The 18,450-nt window shown below is 49.7% G+C and carries 16 protein-coding genes and 5 pseudogenes; 11 read left to right on the forward strand and 10 right to left on the reverse strand.

Annotation, left to right across the window (positions count from 1 at the left end):
- Positions 1 to 425, forward strand: a pseudogene (locus tag ACRPFF_RS09555) (hypothetical protein); the annotation flags it as partial.
- A gap of 54 nt (positions 426 to 479) precedes the next feature.
- Positions 480 to 992, forward strand: a complete 513-nt coding sequence (locus ACRPFF_RS09560; protein ID WP_432674516.1) for a hypothetical protein — start codon at positions 480 to 482, stop codon at positions 990 to 992.
- A 181-nt stretch (positions 993 to 1,173) separates the two neighbouring features.
- Here ACRPFF_RS09560 and pdxH read toward each other — a convergent pair whose 3' ends face one another.
- The gene (pdxH, locus tag ACRPFF_RS09565; protein ID WP_002219133.1) at positions 1,174 to 1,806 is read right to left on the reverse strand and encodes a pyridoxamine 5'-phosphate oxidase; all 633 of its coding nucleotides are present in this window, start codon (positions 1,804 to 1,806) and stop codon (positions 1,174 to 1,176) included.
- Between the two features lie 213 nt (positions 1,807 to 2,019).
- On the opposite strand from pdxH, the gene ACRPFF_RS09570 reads away from it, so the two are divergent.
- A complete protein-coding gene (locus ACRPFF_RS09570; RefSeq protein ID WP_432674517.1) occupies positions 2,020 to 2,172 on the forward strand; it encodes a hypothetical protein in 153 nt (50 codons plus the stop codon).
- 8 nt (positions 2,173 to 2,180) lie between these two features.
- Positions 2,181 to 3,230: a pseudouridine synthase gene (locus ACRPFF_RS09575; protein ID WP_432674518.1), complete on the forward strand. Its 1,050-nt coding sequence runs from the start codon at positions 2,181 to 2,183 to the stop codon at positions 3,228 to 3,230.
- A gap of 71 nt (positions 3,231 to 3,301) precedes the next feature.
- Here ACRPFF_RS09575 and ACRPFF_RS09580 read toward each other — a convergent pair.
- Positions 3,302 to 4,840: pseudogene (locus ACRPFF_RS09580) on the reverse strand (L-lactate MFS transporter); the annotation flags it as partial.
- A gap of 548 nt (positions 4,841 to 5,388) precedes the next feature.
- A pseudogene (gene xseA, locus ACRPFF_RS09585) lies at positions 5,389 to 6,744 on the reverse strand (exodeoxyribonuclease VII large subunit).
- 196 nt (positions 6,745 to 6,940) lie between these two features.
- Here xseA and nadE point away from each other — a divergent pair.
- Positions 6,941 to 7,762 (forward strand): NAD(+) synthase, encoded by an 822-nt coding sequence (gene nadE / locus ACRPFF_RS09590; RefSeq protein ID WP_432674519.1) that lies wholly within the window; start codon positions 6,941 to 6,943, stop codon positions 7,760 to 7,762.
- A 68-nt stretch (positions 7,763 to 7,830) separates the two neighbouring features.
- Here nadE and dnrN read toward each other — a convergent pair whose 3' ends face one another.
- On the reverse strand, positions 7,831 to 8,304 hold the full coding sequence (dnrN, locus tag ACRPFF_RS09595) for an iron-sulfur cluster repair protein DnrN (RefSeq protein WP_301911964.1): 474 nt from the start codon (positions 8,302 to 8,304) through the stop codon (positions 7,831 to 7,833).
- 117 nt (positions 8,305 to 8,421) lie between these two features.
- Between dnrN and ACRPFF_RS09600 the strand changes: the two are divergent.
- Positions 8,422 to 8,573, forward strand: a pseudogene (locus tag ACRPFF_RS09600) (IS5/IS1182 family transposase); the annotation flags it as partial.
- A gap of 131 nt (positions 8,574 to 8,704) precedes the next feature.
- Positions 8,705 to 9,037 (forward strand): thioredoxin TrxA, encoded by a 333-nt coding sequence (trxA, locus tag ACRPFF_RS09605; protein ID WP_301911965.1) that lies wholly within the window; start codon positions 8,705 to 8,707, stop codon positions 9,035 to 9,037.
- Between the two features lie 51 nt (positions 9,038 to 9,088).
- Here trxA and ACRPFF_RS09610 read toward each other — a convergent pair whose 3' ends face one another.
- The gene (locus ACRPFF_RS09610) at positions 9,089 to 10,036 is read right to left on the reverse strand and encodes a class I SAM-dependent methyltransferase (RefSeq protein WP_432674520.1); all 948 of its coding nucleotides are present in this window, start codon (positions 10,034 to 10,036) and stop codon (positions 9,089 to 9,091) included.
- Between the two features lie 336 nt (positions 10,037 to 10,372).
- Between ACRPFF_RS09610 and ACRPFF_RS09615 the strand changes: the two genes are divergently transcribed.
- Complete coding sequence (locus ACRPFF_RS09615) at positions 10,373 to 11,794, forward strand: DEAD/DEAH box helicase (RefSeq protein ID WP_432674521.1); 1,422 nt, start codon at positions 10,373 to 10,375, stop codon at positions 11,792 to 11,794.
- A gap of 347 nt (positions 11,795 to 12,141) precedes the next feature.
- On the opposite strand, the gene ACRPFF_RS09620 is transcribed toward ACRPFF_RS09615, so the two are convergent.
- From ACRPFF_RS09620 to ACRPFF_RS09635, 4 genes are all read right to left on the reverse strand, one after another.
- Positions 12,142 to 12,696, reverse strand: coding sequence for a hypothetical protein (locus tag ACRPFF_RS09620; RefSeq protein ID WP_250313816.1), 555 nt, complete (start codon positions 12,694 to 12,696; stop codon positions 12,142 to 12,144).
- 94 nt (positions 12,697 to 12,790) lie between these two features.
- Entirely contained in the window at positions 12,791 to 13,291 is a 501-nt protein-coding gene (locus ACRPFF_RS09625) for a hypothetical protein (protein WP_432674522.1), read from the reverse strand.
- Positions 13,292 to 13,983: 692 nt separating this feature from the next.
- Entirely contained in the window at positions 13,984 to 15,228 is a 1,245-nt protein-coding gene (gene clpX / locus ACRPFF_RS09630; RefSeq protein ID WP_432674523.1) for an ATP-dependent Clp protease ATP-binding subunit ClpX, read from the reverse strand.
- Positions 15,229 to 15,867: 639 nt separating this feature from the next.
- On the reverse strand, positions 15,868 to 16,125 hold the full coding sequence (locus ACRPFF_RS09635; RefSeq protein WP_411713084.1) for a hypothetical protein: 258 nt from the start codon (positions 16,123 to 16,125) through the stop codon (positions 15,868 to 15,870).
- A gap of 287 nt (positions 16,126 to 16,412) precedes the next feature.
- Here ACRPFF_RS09635 and rbfA point away from each other — a divergent pair, with 287 nt between their 5' ends.
- Genes rbfA through truB form a run of 3 tightly spaced genes read left to right on the forward strand, consistent with a single transcriptional unit; the run spans position 16,413 to position 18,297 of the window.
- Positions 16,413 to 16,784 (forward strand): 30S ribosome-binding factor RbfA, encoded by a 372-nt coding sequence (gene rbfA, locus ACRPFF_RS09640; protein WP_308027135.1) that lies wholly within the window; start codon positions 16,413 to 16,415, stop codon positions 16,782 to 16,784.
- Between the two features lie 10 nt (positions 16,785 to 16,794).
- Positions 16,795 to 17,319 carry a hypothetical protein gene (locus ACRPFF_RS09645; protein ID WP_432674526.1) on the forward strand — a complete coding sequence of 175 codons (525 nt, stop codon included), beginning with the start codon at positions 16,795 to 16,797 and terminating at the stop codon, positions 17,317 to 17,319.
- 57 nt (positions 17,320 to 17,376) lie between these two features.
- Positions 17,377 to 18,297 carry a tRNA pseudouridine(55) synthase TruB gene (gene truB, locus ACRPFF_RS09650; protein ID WP_432674525.1) on the forward strand — a complete coding sequence of 307 codons (921 nt, stop codon included), beginning with the start codon at positions 17,377 to 17,379 and terminating at the stop codon, positions 18,295 to 18,297.
- A gap of 41 nt (positions 18,298 to 18,338) precedes the next feature.
- On the opposite strand, the pseudogene ACRPFF_RS09655 reads toward truB, so the two are convergent.
- A pseudogene (locus ACRPFF_RS09655) lies at positions 18,339 to 18,450 on the reverse strand (IS5/IS1182 family transposase); the annotation flags it as partial.

Genomic DNA, 18,450 nt, shown 5'->3' on the forward strand with positions numbered 1-18,450 from the left:
GTTTTATGCCGTCTGAACCGTGTTTCAGACGGCATTTCTTTATTTGTTGGAAAAGCGGGATATTTGAAACGGCAGATTACTGCCCTGTCAGACGGGCATTAAGCTTTTTCCAGCGAATTAGTTTTTACGATTTAAAAGCTCTTAAACGGGAAATAGATATTTCCATGCAAAGAAAAAATTCATATATTTATCAATCGCTACAAAATTTTTTAGAGAATTTATTTATTATTCAAGAACCAGATATGGAATGTAATATTTGCCATGGCACCTATGGTTTTGATTTATGGAAGGAAATCGAGACTAATAGATTAGTTTATTGCTGCAAAACATGTGCATTCTCAGAATATGTTAATGGGGAATTTAGAAATAATGAAAATCACCTTACCATTCCAACAAATGATGATTTGAGTTTATTGAATACATAATTAATAGAATAAGTTATAGAAAACCATGTTTACATTTTTCATCATGAGAAGCTTATGACTAATAGAAAAATATTATTAATAATATCTTGCCTATTGATTGCTAGCTGCAGTTTTGTTGAAACTATTTTTTATATGGCTATTAGCCCAGAACCTGTTGTGGTAGACTTTCCTCTTGGTAAAAAAACAAAAAGATCTATTGAACTCAAACAGAAAATTGGTAAACCTTATGCAATATCGTTAGGAACTAATTTTATACATTATGATCCAAAACAGGGGGAGAGGTGGATTGATGATAAGTTAAACTATCCATATAATATATCGGCTAAAATATTTAAAGTGGAAGAAGATGGTAAAAAACTTATTATAGATGAGTTGCTTACAGAGAGAAGTAGAAAATTAGGAGCCGGAGTATTTGGAGCTGGGGGAAAATACAGTATGCATATTTATGATTTTTATTTGCCTGAAGGGGAATATTTATTTGAGATTTCTGATAATAGTGAATATATTCCACTTTACGATGAAATAAATAATTCTATAAGAATAGTAGTTAATGCACGAATTCAGTAAATTTTTCTAGAAATGTGGGGTTACTTATGGCTGATTATTTTGCGATAACTGTATTAAATCTTGTTTTAGATAACCTCAAAAAGAGGATTCGGGCTTTCCAACTTCCTGTCCGTGTTTTCCCGTGAAAAAATGCCGTCTGAAACCCAATTCCGGCTTTCAGACGGCATATGTTTTTTCCTGTTCAAGGCGACAGCCGCTCGCGTATCCAGCCGCCATCCAGCAAACGGTATTGGATGCGGTCGTGCAGCCTGCTCGGCCTGCCCTGCCAAAACTCAATCAAATCGGGAATCACAATATAGCCGCCCCAATGCGGCGGACGCGGCACATGCAAAGGATGTTTGAGTCCGACCGCCGCCGCCTTTGCCACCAATACCGCCTTGTTCGGAATCACCTCGCTCTGCGCGCTTGCCCACGCACCCAAACGGCTCTGATACGGGCGGCTTTCAAAATATTCGTCCGACAACTTCTCCGCCAGCCTTTCAACACGCCCTTCCACCCGCACCTGACGCTCCAGCTCCGGCCAAAAAAACGTCATCGCCGCAAATGGATGAGCATCCAGCGAACGCCCCTTGCGGCTGTGATAATTCGTAAAGAAAACAAAACCTTCAGAATTAACTTCCTTCAGCAGCACCATACGGCTGTTGGGTCTGCCGCGTCCGTCGACCGCCGCCACATTGACCGCCGTCGGCTCGTTGACCTGTGCGCGTACCGCCTCGTCCAACCACCGCTCGAACTGCTCGATCGGATTGTCGGCGCAATCGCCTTCCGACAATTCCCGTTTGCTGTAATCTTCCCGAATATTGTGCAAATCCATTTACCGCTCCTCTTAATAGTGGATTAACAAAAACCAGTACGGCGTTGCCTCGCCTTAGCTCAAAGAGAACGATTCTCTAAGGTGCTGAAGCACCAAGTGAATCGGTTCCGTACTATTTGTACTGTCTGCGGCTTCGTCGCCTTGTCCTGATTTTTGTTAATCCACTATATCATTTGAAAGATTCTACTCCCGCACGCAAACCGATTTCAACCGTTGCACAAACTTTGTCCCCAAAGCCGCAGCGACGATTTCATCCGCAAAACCGCCGCATCAGGTACAATATCGAACCGTCCGACTGAGGACGGCATTTTATCAACCCGTCCTGCCGCACACGCCGCAGAAGAACCGCTTTATCAAGCGAGTTAGGAAAAATGATGTCCAAGCAACCCACCAGCAAACGCCAATGGCGCGACGGCGCAGCCCCGTCTGCCAAAAAAACCGCCAAACCGTTCAAAAGCAAAGCCCATCCCAAAGGCGAAACGCGCAAAACCGCCGCACAACCTTACGGACAAAAAGCTTCAGACGGCATCAAGCCTCAAAACATCCCCAAACAGCGCGCCGCCAAAGCCAAAAAACTCGTCGTCCGCAATCCCAACCAAAAAATTATGGAACACGCGCGCGATTTGAAAGAACGCCGCAGCGACCTGTCGCGCATGGAACCCGAACGCCTGCAAAAAGTGCTTGCCGCGTCCGGCGTCGGCTCGCGCCGCGAAATGGAAGAATGGATTACCAACGGCTGGGTAACGGTCAACGGCAAAACCGCGCAACTGGGCGACAAAGTTACCCCCGACGACCACGTTACCGTCAAAGGCAGCATCATCAAGCTCAAATGGGCGGACCGCCTGCCGCGCATCATCCTGTATTACAAACAAGAAGGCGAAATCGTTTCCCGCGACGACCCGCAAGGCCGCGTCAGCATATTCGACCGCCTGCCGCAGGCCGCCAGCAGCCGCTGGGTCGCCATCGGACGCTTAGACATCAACACCAGCGGCCTGCTCATCCTCACTACCTCCGGCGAACTCGTCCAACGTTTCGCCCACCCCAGCTTCGAAGTTGAACGCGAATACGCCGTGCGCGTACTGGGCGGGCTGACCGGCGAACAAATGCGCGTCCTCACCGAAGAAGGCGTAATGCTCGAAGACGGCTTGGCAAAAGTCGAACGCATCTACGAACAAGGCGGCGAAGGCGCAAACAAATGGTACAACGTCGTGATTAAAGAAGGCCGCAACCGCGAAGTGCGCCGCATATTCGAAAGCCAAGGCCTCACCGTCAGCCGCCTCGTGCGCGTCGGCTTCGGCCCCATCGGACTGCCCAACCGCCTCAAACGCGGACAGTTCTACGAACTCAACCCCGCCGAAGTCGCCAACATTCTCAAATGGGCGGAAATGCTGCTGCCGGGCGAATACCGCCGCAAAAAAGCCTAANCCCGCCAAAACACAAAAATGCCGTCTGAAACATCTGCTGTTTCAGACGGCATTTTATTCGGGCGTTTTCNGGAGAAAAGGTCGAGTGCTTTGACAAAGACCATCACCACGCCGTAGGCGAGCGGTATGACGGCCAATGCCCAACGCCACCAGACCGATATGCCGCCGCCGGAAACTTTTTCGCCCACAAGGTAAGCGTCGGATATGGCGGTTTCATCGTCGGGGTTGCCGCTGCGTGCGGCGGTTTTGATGTCTTTTTCGTGGTGTTTTTCGTGTACGGATTTGACGGCGAGGTTGCACAACAAACCGATAATCAGCAGGCCTGCCATGATGTACATGGTTACGCTGTATGCCTGTGCCGCCGGTATGCCGCTGTCGATTTGGCTTTGGCGTATGTAATTGACCAGTACCGGGCCGATGACGGCGGCGGTTGACCAGGCCANCAGGATGCGCCCGTGAATCGCGCCGACNTGATAGGTGCCGAACAGGTCTTTCAGGTAGGCGGGAATGGCGGCAAATCCGCCGCCGTACATGGAAATAATCACGCAAAAGCCGATGATGAACAGGGCTNTGCTGCCACCCTCGCCGATGGAGGGAACGGCGAAATACAGCAGCGAACCGAGTACGAAGAAGATGGTGTAGGTGTTTTTGCGTCCGATTTTGTCGGAAACGCTCGACCACAAAAAGCGTCCGCCCATGTTAAACAGGCTAAGGAGGCTGACGAAGCCTGCCGCCGCACCTGCGCCGACTGCCGCCTGCCTGCCTACGGAGGTTTCGGAAAAGAGTTCCTGAATCATCACGGATGCCTGACCCAATACACCGATGCCGGCAGTTACGTTCAGGCACAATACCCAGAACAACAGCCAAAACTGCGGCGTTTTCATGGCTTGGGACACGTTGACATGATTGCTGCTGACCAGCTTGTTTTGCGTTTTCGGCGCGGTATAGCCTTCAGGTTTCCAGCCGTCGGCAGGTACGCGGATGGTAAACGCGCCGAACATCATCAGTGCGAGGTAAAGCAGGCCCAATACGGCGAAGGTTTCGGCAACTCCGACCGAAGCGGCGTTTGAAAAGGCGTTCATCAGTGATACGGAAAGCGGCGAGGCGAGCATTGCGCCGCCGCCGAAACCCATAATCGCCAAACCGGTCGCCATACCCGGCTTGTCGGGAAACCATTTCATCAGCGTGGAAACCGGCCCGATGTAGCCCAAGCCTAAGCCTACGCCGCCGATGACGCCGTTGCCCAAATAGAGCAGGAAGAGGTTGTGCGTACTCACGCCGAATGCGGATACGAAAAAGCCCAGGCTGAAGCAGCAGGCGGCGGCAAATATGGCTTTGCGCGGCCCTACCCGTTCCATCCACGTACCGAACAGGGCGGCCGACGCGCCCAGCATCGCAAGTGCGATACTGAAAATCCAACCTACGGTCGTCAGCTTCCAATCTCCGGCCGCCGATTCGGTTATGCCGATAAGTTTGGTCAGCGGCGCGTTGAATACGGAATAGGCGTAAATCTGCCCGATGGCAAGGTGCACCGCCAATGCTGCGGGCGGTACGAGCCAACGGTTGAAACCCGGCTTGGCAATGCTTGCCTCACGGTCTAAAAACTTCATAACATCCTCTTTCTGTCAGTTGAAAAATAAAATTTCATTTGCTCAATGAAAACTTATTGAAAATTATAAAAAAATATCGAGTCGGTTTTTTATCCGCCCCAAGATGCGCCGTCTGAAACATTTTGGGTGTACGGAGAGGTTTCTGTTTTCTCCGATAAATTCCTGCGGCTTTTCGCTTCCGGATTCCCGCTTTTGCGGGAATGACGAATTAAAGATTATCTTAAGGTCAAGGGACTGGATTCCCGCTTTCGCGGGAATGACGGCGGCGGGTTGCTGTTTTTTGTTTATAAATTTCTATAACTTTGAATTTCAGCCATCTTCAATAAATTATCGAAACGTATCAATCGTCATTCCCGCGCAGGCGGGAATCCAGTCCGTTCGATTTCGTTTTTTTAAGTTTCGAGTAACTTCTGACTCATCATTCCCGAGCAGGCGGAATCCGTTTTTTGAGTTTCGGTCATTTCTAATACATTCCCACCACTTTTCGCTTCCGGATTCCCGCTTTTGCGGGAATGACGGCAGAGGGGGAGCGGTTTTTCCAATTGGGTTTAAATACAATCAAACAAATCCTGCTGCCCTTGTTCTTTGCTTACGCGCACGTCGGTTTCGCCGTCGGCGAAAGTAATGTGCAGCTTCTGCCCCTGCTTCAAAACATCGGCGTTGCNGATGACTTGTCCGCGTGTGTTTTTGACGACGGAAAAGCCGCGCTCCAGAATGTGCTGCGGCGAAACGGCTTCGAGCAATGCGGCTTGGGCAGCCAGACTTTGGCGACGGCGGGCGAGCAGTTGGCTGAAGGCGGCGGGCAATGCCGTCTGAAGGCGGACGATGTCTTGCCGGTAAACGGAAATATCGGGGCAGCAGTGTTGCAGTGCTTGGGTTTGGCGTTCGAAACGGGCGGTGTGGGCGCGGACGTTTTGCGTCATCGAGTAAGACAGGGTTTGCGCCAGTTTGTGGATGTAGGTGCGCTGTTCGTCGAGTTTTTGGCGCGGATGACGGATTTGCCGCGCCAGCCAGTCGAGTTTTTGGCTGGCATCGAAATAGCGTTGTTCCAAAACGGTTTTCAGACGGCCTTGCGCCTGTGCTAGACGATGTAGCGATTCTTGGCGGTTGGGGCTGACCAGCTCCGCCGCACCGGTCGGCGTGGGCGCACGCACGTCGGCGACGAAATCGGCGAGCGTGAAATCGGTTTCGTGTCCTACGCCGCTGACGACCGGAATCGCGCAGGCTTCAATGGCGCGTACGACCGGCTCTTCGTTAAACNCCCCCAAGTCTTCAATGCTGCCGCCGCCGCGACAGACAATCAACACGTCGCATTCGGCGCGTTGCGATGCGGTTTTAATCGTTTGTGCGATTTGCAATTCGCTGCCCGTGCCTTGAACGGGTGTTGGATAAACGATAACGGGGATTTCGGGCGCGCGGCGGTTTAAGGTGGTTACAACATCGCGCAAAGCCGCCGCCGCTAGACTGGTGACGATGCCGATGCATTGCGGACGGACGGGCAAAGGTTTTTTGCGTTCCGCCGCAAACGCGCCTTCCGCCTGCAACTGGGCCTTCAATCGCTCCTAGGCTTCGTAAAGCTGCCCCAAACCTTTGAGCCGTACCTCGTTCACCGTAATCTGAAATTCGCCCCGCGCCTCGTAAATGCTGATTTTGCCCAACACTTCGATATGGTCGCCTTCTTTCAAAGGCTTCGCCAAACGCGCCGCCGCACCTTTGAACATCGCGCAACGCACCTGCGCGCGGCTGTCTTTGAGCGAGAAATAATAATGTCCGCTGGCGGCACGGGTCAGGTTGGACACTTCGCCCGCAATCCACAGCCCGGCAAGGTGGTTTTCCAAAATACTTTTGGCAAATGCGTTCAACTCGGAAACGGACAACACGTCAGAATGGAAAAAATCAGACATCGAATCAATCAAATAGTAAAAAATATGAATATGTTTTGAAGCCCAAGGCGGCATAGAGCCGCCTAAATTGTCAACAATATTATAACACGCGCCATCTTGCCGCCCGCCTTTTCCCATATGACTTTTTTAAGCGGGGAATGGGAAAAATATTCATCAACCCGCCCTCAATCTATTCAAATTGCACCGCCGGCAGGCTATGATGCGGATATTTTCGACAGGAGGAAAAATGGATACGCAGGCAGTTATCACACATATCGCCCGATGGTTGGACAAATACGCCACTCAGGCAAATGCAAAAGGATTCGTCATAGGCGTTTCCGGCGGCATCGATTCCGCCGTCGTCTCCGCACTCGCCGCCCGCACCGGCCGCACCACGCTGCTTCTGGATATGCCGATACGCCAACACCCCGACCAGCTTGAGCGGGCAAGGCAGCACATCCGCAATCTGCAAGGGCAATATGCCAATGTAAACGCACAAACGGTCGATCTGACCGACACCTTCCAGACCTTTGAACAAACCGTCGGTGCTCATCAGACGGCATTTGACAGTCAGCCGCTTTCCCTCGCCAACGCCAGAAGCCGCCTGCGTATGCTGACCCTGTACTACTACGGGCAGATACACGGACTGCTGGTTACGGGGACAGGTAATAAAATTGAAGATTTCGGCGTGGGATTTTTTACCAAATATGGCGACGGCGGCGTGGACATCAGCCCGATTGCCGACCTGACCAAAACGCAGGTCTACCGGCTTGCCGAAGCATTGGGCGTGGACGAGGCGATTCAAAAAGCCCCGCCGACCGACGGCCTGTGGGATACGGAACGCACCGATGAGGAACAGATGGGCGCAAGCTATCCCGAACTGGAGTGGGCAATGGGCGTGTACGGCACGCGCAAACCCGAAGATTTTGAAGGTCGGCACCGCGAAGTTCTGGAAATCTATACGCGGCTGCACCGCGCGATGCAGCACAAAATCAACCCGATTCCCGTGTGCCGCATTCCACCCGAATTGCTGGGCTGAAACATGAAAATGCCGTCTGAAACGGAAAACCGTATTTCAGACGGCATTGAAATATCCGGACGCGTTCCTTAAGAATCGAGTACGCGGGCAAACAGAATATCGTTTTCCAAATGAATATGGTCGTTCAAATCATCCACCATTTCTTTGGCCAAAGCGTAAAGCCGCGTCCAACTTCCGCAAGCCCCTTCGGGCGCGTGGAAATTATCGGTCAGCTCTTTGAGCCGTGCGATGGCGCGGTCGTGTTCTTCGTGTTCGTGCATCATCACGCTGATGGGCATAGCCGCACCCCGGCCGACACCCTGATTAATCATCGGAAACAGCATCCTTTCCTCTTTCATCATATGCATCAGCAGTTCGTTCTGCATATAGGCAAGCAGCTCGGCAATTTCCGCCGGAAAGGTATCGGCATGGACTTGGGCCACTTTTTGCGCCAGCGGCACCAATTCTTCAAATTGTGCACGGTGTACATTGTGGTAGCGTTGCAGGATATGATCGACAGTCGCACCAAAGGGAGCAGTTTCCCAAACGGAAAAATCAGTCATGGCAGGGTTCCTTTTATAGGGTTTTAGGGCTTATTTTTAACATTCATATTTTAAGAATTTATTTGAACGAAGCATACACCGCCCGCGCGCTTCTGTACAGCCTCAAACGTATAGTGGATTAACAAAAATCAGGACAAGGCGACGAAGCCGCAGACAGTACAAATAGTACGGCAAGGCGAGGCAACGCCGTACTGGTTTTTGTTAATCCACTATATTTATTACATTTTGATAATAAAAGTAATTTTCAGAAATATAATGCAACCCGTTCCATCGACTGAATTTGCAAAGACGATGGGGACGGTACAAAAAAACTATTATCCGAACATCCCCCTTGAAATTTTTACGTTCAAGCCCTATTCTGCACACTATCCCACTAATCCAAACCTAAAAGGAAAATTTGATGAGCAGCGACTTGATTGTACACACCAGCGATGCCGCTTTTGAAAAAGACGTTTTAAATGCAGATATCCCCGTCCTACTGGACTTTTGGGCTCCTTGGTGCGGCCCCTGCAAAATGATTGCTCCTATTTTGGACGATATCGCCGCCGAATTTGAAGGCCGTCTGAAAGTGGTCAAACTCAATATCGATGACAACGAAGTCACCCCGTCCCGTTTCGGCGTGCGCGGTATTCCGACCCTGATGGTATTCAAAAACGGCGAAGTCGTCGCTACCAAAGTCGGCGCATTGGCAAAAGGTCAGCTGACTGCCTTTGTCGAAGCCTCCATCGCCTAACGGCAATATGAAAAGAAGCCGCCGGAATTTAATCCGGCGGCTTTTTTTGTTTTAAGCCTTTTTACGGATTTCCCAACACTGATGGATTTTCTTGTTGCGGAAATCGTCGGGAACGGATTGTTTGGAAATGTCTTTGACGGCGTATTGTTCTGATACCGAGTCGTCCAAGACGAAGCTGCGCAGGTTGTTGGAGAAATACAAAAGGCCGTCTGAAGCGAGCAGTTTCATCGCGCCGTCAATCAGTTTTTTGTGGTCGCGCTGGATGTCGAGAATGTCGAGCATCTTCTTGCTGTTGGAGAAGCTGGGCGGGTCCATGACGATAAGGTCGAACTGCCTGCCTTCCCCATATGCCGTCTGAAGATATTGGAACACGTCGGCGCGGACGATTTGGTGTTGTTCGGGGCTGATGCCGTTCAATTCAAAATTGCGTTTCGCCCAATCGAGATAAGTGTTGGACAAATCGACGGTTTCGCTGAATGCCGCGCCGCCGGTGGCGGCATAGACGGTAAAGCTGCCGGTGTAGGAAAACAGGTTCAAAAAACGTTTGCCCGCCGCCGTTTCGCCGACTTTTTTGCGCGTGTTTCGATGATCCAAAAAAAGCCCCGTATCCAAATACTTATCAAGGTTGACCCAAAACTTGCGGTCGTTTTCGGTGATGACGAAATCTTCGCCCGCCTTGCCGGTTTTCTCGTACTGCTGCAAACCTTTTTGGCGTTCGCGGCGTTTGAGGTGGATTTGTTCGGGTTCAAAACCGGTAACGAAAGCGACGGCTTCCAATACTTCGGCAAGCCACGCTTCGTATTCTCCAGGCTGCATCAGCCAGCCGGTATCGTATTCCTGAAGGTGGATTTGGTCGCCGTAAACATCAACGGCAAAGGGGAATTGGGGAATGTCGCGGTCGTAAATGCGCCAGGCTTCAATGCTGTTGCGTTTCGCCCATTTCATGAGGTGTTTGATGTTTTTGCCCAGGCGGTTGGCGAAGGGTGTGATGTCGGTCATGGTTTCAGACGGCCTGAATAAGTATTGGGAAGGGTTTGGATTTTAACGCACTTGATGCTTTTTTGCTTGACCGTTGTCCATAAAATCGATATTATCCGCCGTTCGCCTTTTTATACGAAGCCATCGTCTTCCAACCTAAACCGCCGTTTCGGGCGCGTTTCTTTTATTGCTTGCTTATTGCCAAGCCTTTCTGTGCAGGTTGTCGTCGATGTTAACCACAAGCAAGATGCTTGCGACAACCCTGTAACTTCACATTTTCCGTATCGTTACTTTCCTTTGCTTCAGGTCGTCTGAAAACCGTTCAGACGTGCGCGTTGTTGTCTCTTTAGGATAGCCATGTCTATTAAATTTGCCGATTTGAACCTTGATAAAAACATTTTGTCCGCCGTGAGCAGCGAGGGTTACGAAAGCCCGACCCCGATTCAGGCGCAAGCCATTCCGTTTGCTTTGGAAGGGCGCGACATCATGGCTTCGGCGCAAACCGGATCCGGCAAAACCGCCGCCTTCCTGCTGCCGACGTTGCAGCGGCTGACCAAACGCAGCGAAAAACCGGGCAAAGGCCCGCGCGCATTGGTGTTGACGCCGACCCGAGAATTGGCGGCGCAAGTCGAGAAAAACGTGCTGGCGTATGCTAAAAATATGCGCTGGTTCCGCACCGTCAGCATCGTCGGCGGCGCATCTTTCGGCTACCAAACCCGCGCCCTGAGCAAACCGGTTGACCTGATTGTCGCCACGCCGGGCCGTCTGATGGACTTGATGCAAAGCGGCAAAGTCGATTTCGCCCGCTTGGAAGTGCTGATTCTGGACGAAGCTGACCGCATGTTGGACATGGGCTTTATCGACGACATCGAAACCATCGTCGAAGCCACCCCGGCCGACCGTCAGACTTTATTGTTCTCCGCCACTTGGGACGGCGCGGTCGGCAAACTGGCGCGCAAACTGACCAAAGACCCTGAAGTCATCGAAGTCGAACGCGTGGACGACCAAGGCAAAATCGAAGAGCAGCTGCTGTACTGCGACGATATGCGCCACAAAAACCGCCTGCTCGACCACATCCTGCGCGATGCCAACATCGACCAATGCGTGATTTTCACGTCCACCAAAGCCATGACCGAAGTCATCGCGGATGAATTGTACGAAAAAGGTTTTGCCGCCAACTGCCTGCACGGCGATATGCCGCAAGGCTGGCGCAACCGCACGCTGATGGATTTGCGCAAAGGCCGCTGCAAAATTTTGGTTGCCACCGACGTTGCCGCCCGCGGTATCGACGTACCGACCATTACCCACGTTATCAACTACGACCTGCCGAAACAGGCGGAAGACTATGTTCACCGCATCGGCCGTACCGGTCGTGCAGGACGCACGGGTATTGCAATTACCTTCGCCGAAGTAAACGAATACGTCAAAGTACACAAAATCGAAAAATACATCGGCCGTAAATTGCCTGAGCTGACCATCGAAGGCATGGAACCGACCCGCAAGCGCAAATCCGCAGGTGGCAAGCCGAAAGGCAAAGGTGGCTGGGGCGATAGAAAATCCGGCGGCTGGCGCGGCGATAAGAAACCGGGTAAAGAAGGCTTCGGCGGCAAATCACGCGGCGAAGGTCATAAAAAAGACGGTTTCAAAAAAGACGGCTTTAAGAAAGACGGTTTCAAGAAATCCGACGGTTTCAAAAAAGGCGGCGAAGGCTTTAAAGGCAAACGCCCAAACAACGGTTCTTTTGCCGGCAAAGGCAGCAGCCGCTATAAAGACCGCTGAATCCGCCTGACACTTTCTTACTGAAAATAAGATGCCGTCTGAAACATATTTCCGTTTCAGACGGCATTTTACTAACCAGCCAATTGGTCGGAATGGCAACCGTATATTTTGGCGAATTATTCGTGCGTTTATGTTTGAGGGCGTGAGCCTTGTTTTTCTATTTGACTTAACGCGGTTTGGCTGATACCTGCTTTTGCGACAGCTTAGCTTTGTGTTATGCCACGGTAAGTGCGCTATTCGGCAGCTGTTCTTACCCACAGATTAAACATACGGTTACCGGCAGAAGACGGCGAAGACAATACAAAAATGCCGTCTGAAACCCTTCAGACGGCATTGCGGCAACGGATTTACCTCCTCCTGCCGAAACCGCGCATGGCCGGACGACGGTAATTGGCGGGCGGGCGTGTTGTCGGACGGTAACGCTGCGGTTGCGCCGCCTGTTGTTTTGCCCGTAGGCTGCGCGTGTTCAAATCCCTGCTGGTGCGTGCATTGGGGCGTGCAGATTGATGGTAGGCTGCGCGTGCGCGCCGGGCAACAGGGCTGTTTTGATTGCCTGCCTGCATAAATTTGCTTGACAATGCATTCCCGATAAACGCGCCCGCCGCCGCACCGACCAGGCTTTGCAGCAGCCAGCTTCCTGTCGATTGATCATAGATATACTGCTGCCCGTCCTTTCCGGTTACAGGCTGCCCGTTGTTTCCGTTTGCCAATGCATCGGCGGGGATGGTTTCTTTCACTGCATCCGGTGCCAATTGGTAGACCGTATCGTCTGCCTGTTGCTCAAGTTGCTGTTGCAGAGCCTCAATCTGTTTCTGCTGCTGTTCGAGTTGCGCCTGCATATCATCTTTGCAGGCCGTCAGTGTCAATATCGCGATAAGTGCGGATGCGGTCAGTTTGTTCATGTATGTCCTGTTTATTTGTGAATTCGGTTTTATTGTATCGTTGCCGACATATTTATCAAGTATGCAAACAGGAAAATTTATTTATATAAAACCGTTACAGAGGCAGTAGTTTCAACCTGCGTGCAAACTCAATACTGTTTGTGACAAGGCTGCCCTTGTTTTCTGCCTTAATTTCGGTTTCGACAGTCAGCAGATGACTGTTTTTACACTTATTCAGGCTTAATTCGGCTTGGGCTGGAATAAAAAACAGATGGTGTTTTTCAGCAAAACGACGGGCACGGTTGTTTGCAGTTTTCAAAACCTGGGACAGAGATACATCCAAATGAAAGCAGCGCACGCCCAAAACCAAAATCCGTGCGGCAAAAAAATCGGCGGCATCGGTAAATTCGGCAGGGCTGGTACTGCTGAAATCATGCCGTTCGGCGGCAATCATGGTTGCAACGGTACGGACTTGCGGAATCATCGATTCACTAATAAGCGTCCCACCCTGGCCTGCATCAAGAANCGCAGGGGAAAAATCTTGCGCATCATCGACAATAATGCTGCAAGTATGAAGGATTTCACTTTGTTCGGCGGTTTGNGGCATTGCATTCATGGTCATATTCCTGATTCTGTCGTCTGTAGTCCGAATCGGGCGACCTGCCTTTGAGAGGTAACAAAAAAGCCGCCCTGTTCCGAGCGGCCTGTTTTGCGTAAATATACTAAGTGTTTCAAGCAAGCGCAAAAAAGTACCGCACGTTTGTGTGGCACCAATAAAAGCAAACAGATGAAAACGCTTGAATTCGCATGATAAATTTAGATATCTGGAAACTTGATGTTCCCGCATTGTAAACAAAGTTCCCCCCTTTTTCAACAGTACTACCGAAAACATCACAAAAAAATAATTAATAAATTGATTTCAATATAATTTGTTTTATTAAACCGCTACCATCCTCAAACAAACCACCGATTTCACCGACAACCCAACCTTGCCTTACTCAAACAATACGCCGGTCGGAATGAAACCATAACCCGCGTCCGAATATTCCGTTTGAAAGCCCCATATTATACTGAAACACAATACGCTCATTTTAGCGGAAGACCGTGATACCTTGCCCTTTCCGTTTTCATTGCCGGAGGCAAAAATCCTACAAACGGCCTGAAGATACCGACGGATTTGCCCCTACACCCAATCATCTGTAACAAAATGCCGTCTGAAGGCAGGAAGCCTTCAGACGGCATTAAAGAGCAAACCGCTTTTTATACTTAATTCCATGCGGTAAAAACGGTTTTAATATCCGCCCGGAACTAGGATTCGAATATCAATTCCGGCTCTTTACCTTCCTCAATAACCGCCTCGCCGACCACCACTTTTTTCAAACCTTTCAAATCAGGCAGGCGGTACATGGTATCCAACAGGCAGCGTTCGACGATAGACCGCAGGCCGCGTGCGCCGGTTTTACGTTCCATTGCCTGACGAGCAATGCTGCGCAAAGCGTTTTCTTCAAATTCCAACTCGACGTTTTCCATGCCGAACAAAGCTTGGTACTGCTTGACCAAAGCATTTTTCGGCTCGGTCAAAATATTAATCAGCGCGTCCTCATCCAGTTCTTCTAGTGTTGCAATCACGGGCAAACGTCCGATTAATTCCGGAATCAGGCCGAATTTAATCAAATCTTCCGGTTCGACAATACCGAACAGCTTGGTAATGTCGGCATTTTCGTCCTTGCTGTGAACGGACGCACCGAAACCGATACCGCCTTTCTCTGTGCGCTGGCGAATCACTTTTTCCAAGCCTGCAAACGCCCCGCCGCAGATAAACAGGATGTTGGTGGTATCGACGTTGATAAATTCCTGATTTGGATGCTTGCGGCCGCCTTGGGGCGGAACGCTGGCTACCGTGCCTTCAATCAGTTTCAGCAAGGCTTGCTGCACACCTTCTCCGGATACGTCACGGGTAATCGACGGGTTGTCGCTTTTGCGTGAAATTTTATCGATTTCGTCGATATAGACGATGCCACGTTGTGCTTTTTCGACATCGAAATCACATTTGCCCAAAAGCTTGGTAATGATTTGCTCGACGTCTTCACCGACATAACCTGCTTCGGTCAGCGTGGTTGCATCTGCCATCACGAACGGCACATCCAGTTTGCGCGCCAAAGATTGCGCCAGCAGGGTTTTACCCGATCCGGTCGGGCCGATAAGCAGGATATTGGATTTCGACAATTCGACATTACCGCCGACTTTAGGATGGCGCAGGCGTTTGTAATGGTTGTACACCGACACCGCCAAGGCTTTCTTGGCTTGTTCCTGACCGATAACGTGGTCGTTAAGGTTGGCGACGATTTCGGCGGGTGTGGGCAGCTTGCCGGATTCTTCCGGTTCCCCTCCGGCACTTTCCGGAGGCGTGCCGTCATTTCCGTCTTCATGCAATATTTCAATACAGTTTGAGACGCATTCGTCGCAGATAAAGGCGTTTTCGCCCTCAATCAAATATTTGACGTGTTCTTTGGATTTTCCGCAAAAGGAACAGGTACGGTTTTCGTTGGACATGGCTTTCTTTACAATGTATGCGTTGCAGAAACGGCACGCGCCGTTCGGGTTGCCAAGTATAATAACTATATTCGTGCTTATCAATATAAAAGAATAGCATACATCTCAAGAATCAATTCTCTCGACTGAGATGTATATACCAACCATTTTTTATAGGACGATATAACTCTATATTTGCAGAATATCTTTGAGCAACTTGATCCAAATCTTCCTCCGTAATTCTTTCTACGATATACGTTTCAGTGCTGGGATCTAAGGCAACCTCTTTATCATAGTTCTTTATATGATCCTCAAGATTTGGAGTATAGACATACTCCTTGTACCCTCCGCTGATAGAAACACCCCATGTATGAAAGAGCAAGCATACTTCTGNTATCCCATCATACTGTATACTAATAATATCCAGTCTCTTGATTAAAGAGTCCAATTCCTTTTTATCTTTAGATGAAATAACATAGGCTGTACTATCTGTTTCGTCATAAGGGGGATAATGAAATCCATCGTACTTAACAGAAATTTTTCTCAATCTCTCAAATTCAGACTCGTAGAGATTGAAATGCTCTAACATTTGATGATCTGACGACACATTATTTCTTGTACACCCAAAAAGCAAAAAAATGAATGTAATTAAAAAGAATATTAATAATTTAGGCATTTCTTGATATTTACAGGTTTGTTATCTTGATAAGATTTATAGATTTCATCTAAGATAACTTGAGCCGTTAAAAAAGAAGGAGTTCCTCCATATCTATTATATAGTCTGAAACCTATTTTGATAGCTTCATTATCACTCGCATCATCAAAAGCTGCTAAAAAATCTGCATCCCAAAGTTTTCTAATCCGATTTTGAATGTATTGAGAAACCCATGCCCCCAAATTTCGATTATTATCTTTCAACTATGCTACTCCTGCCCCGGCTGTTAACCCCCATTCTGTAAACCCAACTGCTTTTCCGATAAAACCATAGTGTATATTTAGACCACAAGTCATAGAAAAACAAGAAATGTTTATTCTTATCACAAGACCAATGTTCATACCCTTGAAGTCTTTGTATTGCCTTCTTGTGATCCCAAGGACATCCTGCCGCGTATTACCTTAAAATCCCACCGATTCGGCTATAATATGCCCCTTCGCAACCGCCCCGGTGGCAGAAATGCCGTCTGAAACCAAATCTGAGGATATTCATGAAAAAACCCCAACGCGGCTACGCCCGCCAAGACCGTGTCAAAGAACAAATTATGCGCGAGCTTGCCGAACTCGTCCGTACCGGACTGAAAGACCCCCGCGCCGGCTTCATCACCATTAACGAAGTCGAAGTCACCCGAGATTACAGCCATGCCACCGTGTTCTATACGGTTTTAAACCAAGACGCGCGCGAAATTACGGAAGAAGTGCTGGAACACGCACGCGGACACCTCCGCAGCGAATTGGCCAAACGCATCAAGCTGTTCAAAATCCCCGAGCTGCATTTCAAATACGACGAATCCTTGGAACGCGGTATGAACCTGTCCGCCCTTATCGATCAAGTGGCAGCGGAAAAACCGGTTGAAGACTGATACTGCCAGAATGAACAATCTGATTCCCGAACATTTAGCCGCCTATGCACATAGTGATAGCCTGCAAATTGAAGGCAGGCATCGTTGCTTTTCATTATCCTGCCAAGGTAGAGATACTTTCCACATCCGTTACTATGGAGAGCCTTTTGATGGATTGATTACCGATACTGATAAGGCTCCGGTAAAAATTGTGGCGGTAGAAGCTGTAAGCGGCGATGAAATCGTATTGTTTGATGGCGCGGAACATGGCTATAACGCTATGTTTTGCGACAAACATAGCCCAAATCAAAAGCAAAACAGAACGTTAACTGATTTGGATGGGTATACTTACCGAGTTCTGATCCATCTTTATTACAATATAGACTATGAAGATGAATATGAAGATTTCGTCAATTCTGAAGGACAAGTCCCCTTAATTGATGGCCGAATCATTAGTTTTGACTCATTAAAACGAAATGGCTTTGATGCAATCAGCGTTGATCTAATTGATGAAAAACACTCTGTTCGTGAATTATTGAATGAAGAATTAAGCTGACACGCAGGCCGTCTGAACCCTTTCAGACGGTCTGAACATTAATATTCCCTAATTAATATGACCAATAAACCCGCCAAACGCCCGGTCAACGGCGTTCTTCTTCTCGACAAACCCGAAGGCCTTTCCAGCAACACCGCCCTGCAAAAAGCGCGGCGTTTGTTTCATGCCGAAAAAGCCGGACATACCGGCGTGCTCGATCCTTTGGCAACCGGGCTTTTGCCCGTCTGCTTCGGCGAAGCGACCAAGTTCGCCCAATATCTGATTGATGCTGACAAAGCCTACACCGCCACGCTGAAACTCGGCGAAGCCAGCAGCACGGGCGATGCCGAAGGCGAAATCATCGCCGCCGCCCGCGCCGATATTTCCTTAGCTGAATTTCAGACGGCATGCCAAGCCCTGACAGGCAACATCCGCCAAGTACCACCGATGTTTTCCGCCCTCAAGCACGAAGGCAAACCGCTGTACGAATACGCCCGCAAAGGCATCGTCATCGAACGCAAAACGCGCGACATTACCGTTTACGCCATTGACATTACCGAATTTGACGCGCCCAAAGCCGTCATTGGCGTACGTTGCAGCAAAGGCACCTACATCCGCACCCTCAGCGAAGACATCGCCAAACACATCGGCACGTTCGCCCACCTGACCGCCCTGCGCCGCACCGAAACCGCCGGTTTTACCATCGCCCAAAGCCACACGCTTGAGGCCTTGGCAAATTTGAACGAAACAGAACGCGACAGCTTGCTGCTGCCCTGCGACGTATTGGTTGCCCATTTTCCCCAAACCGTTTTAAACGATTATGCCGTCCATATGCTCCGCTGCGGGCAGCGGCCGCGTTTCGAGGAAGACCTACCTTCCGATACGCCGGTACGCGTTTACACGGAAAACGGCCGCTTTGTCGGACTGGCGGAATATCAAAAAGAAATATGCCGTCTGAAAGCCTTGCGCCTGATGAACACGGCGGCATCCGCCGCCTGAACGGCGGTTAAAAATACGGGCTGTGTTTGAATAATGTGTTGATATAGTGGATTAAATTTAAACCAGTACAGCGTTGCCTCGCCTTGCCGTACTATTTGTACTGTCTGCGGCTTCGTCGCCTTGTCCTGATTTAAATTTAATCCACTATATTTC

This window comes from Neisseria sp. SLRRB23 (assembly GCF_050896295.1).
Classification (GTDB): Bacteria; Pseudomonadota; Gammaproteobacteria; order Burkholderiales; family Neisseriaceae; genus Neisseria.

Excerpts from the sequence above, each read along its gene's own strand:
- nadE (WP_432674519.1), top strand. The coding sequence starts at position 6,941 with ATGATGCGGATATTTTCGACAGGAGGAAAAATGGATACGCAGGCAGTT.
- ACRPFF_RS09560 (WP_432674516.1), top strand. The coding sequence starts at position 480 with ATGACTAATAGAAAAATATTATTAATAATATCTTGCCTATTGATTGCT.
- ACRPFF_RS09610 (WP_432674520.1), bottom strand. The coding sequence starts at position 10,036 with ATGACCGACATCACACCCTTCGCCAACCGCCTGGGCAAAAACATCAAA.
- clpX (WP_432674523.1), bottom strand. The coding sequence starts at position 15,228 with ATGTCCAACGAAAACCGTACCTGTTCCTTTTGCGGAAAATCCAAAGAA.
- rbfA (WP_308027135.1), top strand. The coding sequence starts at position 16,413 with ATGAAAAAACCCCAACGCGGCTACGCCCGCCAAGACCGTGTCAAAGAA.
- trxA (WP_301911965.1), top strand. The coding sequence starts at position 8,705 with ATGAGCAGCGACTTGATTGTACACACCAGCGATGCCGCTTTTGAAAAA.
- ACRPFF_RS09645 (WP_432674526.1), top strand. The coding sequence starts at position 16,795 with ATGAACAATCTGATTCCCGAACATTTAGCCGCCTATGCACATAGTGAT.
- truB (WP_432674525.1), top strand. The coding sequence starts at position 17,377 with ATGACCAATAAACCCGCCAAACGCCCGGTCAACGGCGTTCTTCTTCTC.
- ACRPFF_RS09620 (WP_250313816.1), bottom strand. The coding sequence starts at position 12,696 with ATGAACAAACTGACCGCATCCGCACTTATCGCGATATTGACACTGACG.
- ACRPFF_RS09615 (WP_432674521.1), top strand. The coding sequence starts at position 10,373 with ATGTCTATTAAATTTGCCGATTTGAACCTTGATAAAAACATTTTGTCC.
- dnrN (WP_301911964.1), bottom strand. The coding sequence starts at position 8,304 with ATGACTGATTTTTCCGTTTGGGAAACTGCTCCCTTTGGTGCGACTGTC.
- pdxH (WP_002219133.1), bottom strand. The coding sequence starts at position 1,806 with ATGGATTTGCACAATATTCGGGAAGATTACAGCAAACGGGAATTGTCG.
- ACRPFF_RS09575 (WP_432674518.1), top strand. The coding sequence starts at position 2,181 with ATGTCCAAGCAACCCACCAGCAAACGCCAATGGCGCGACGGCGCAGCC.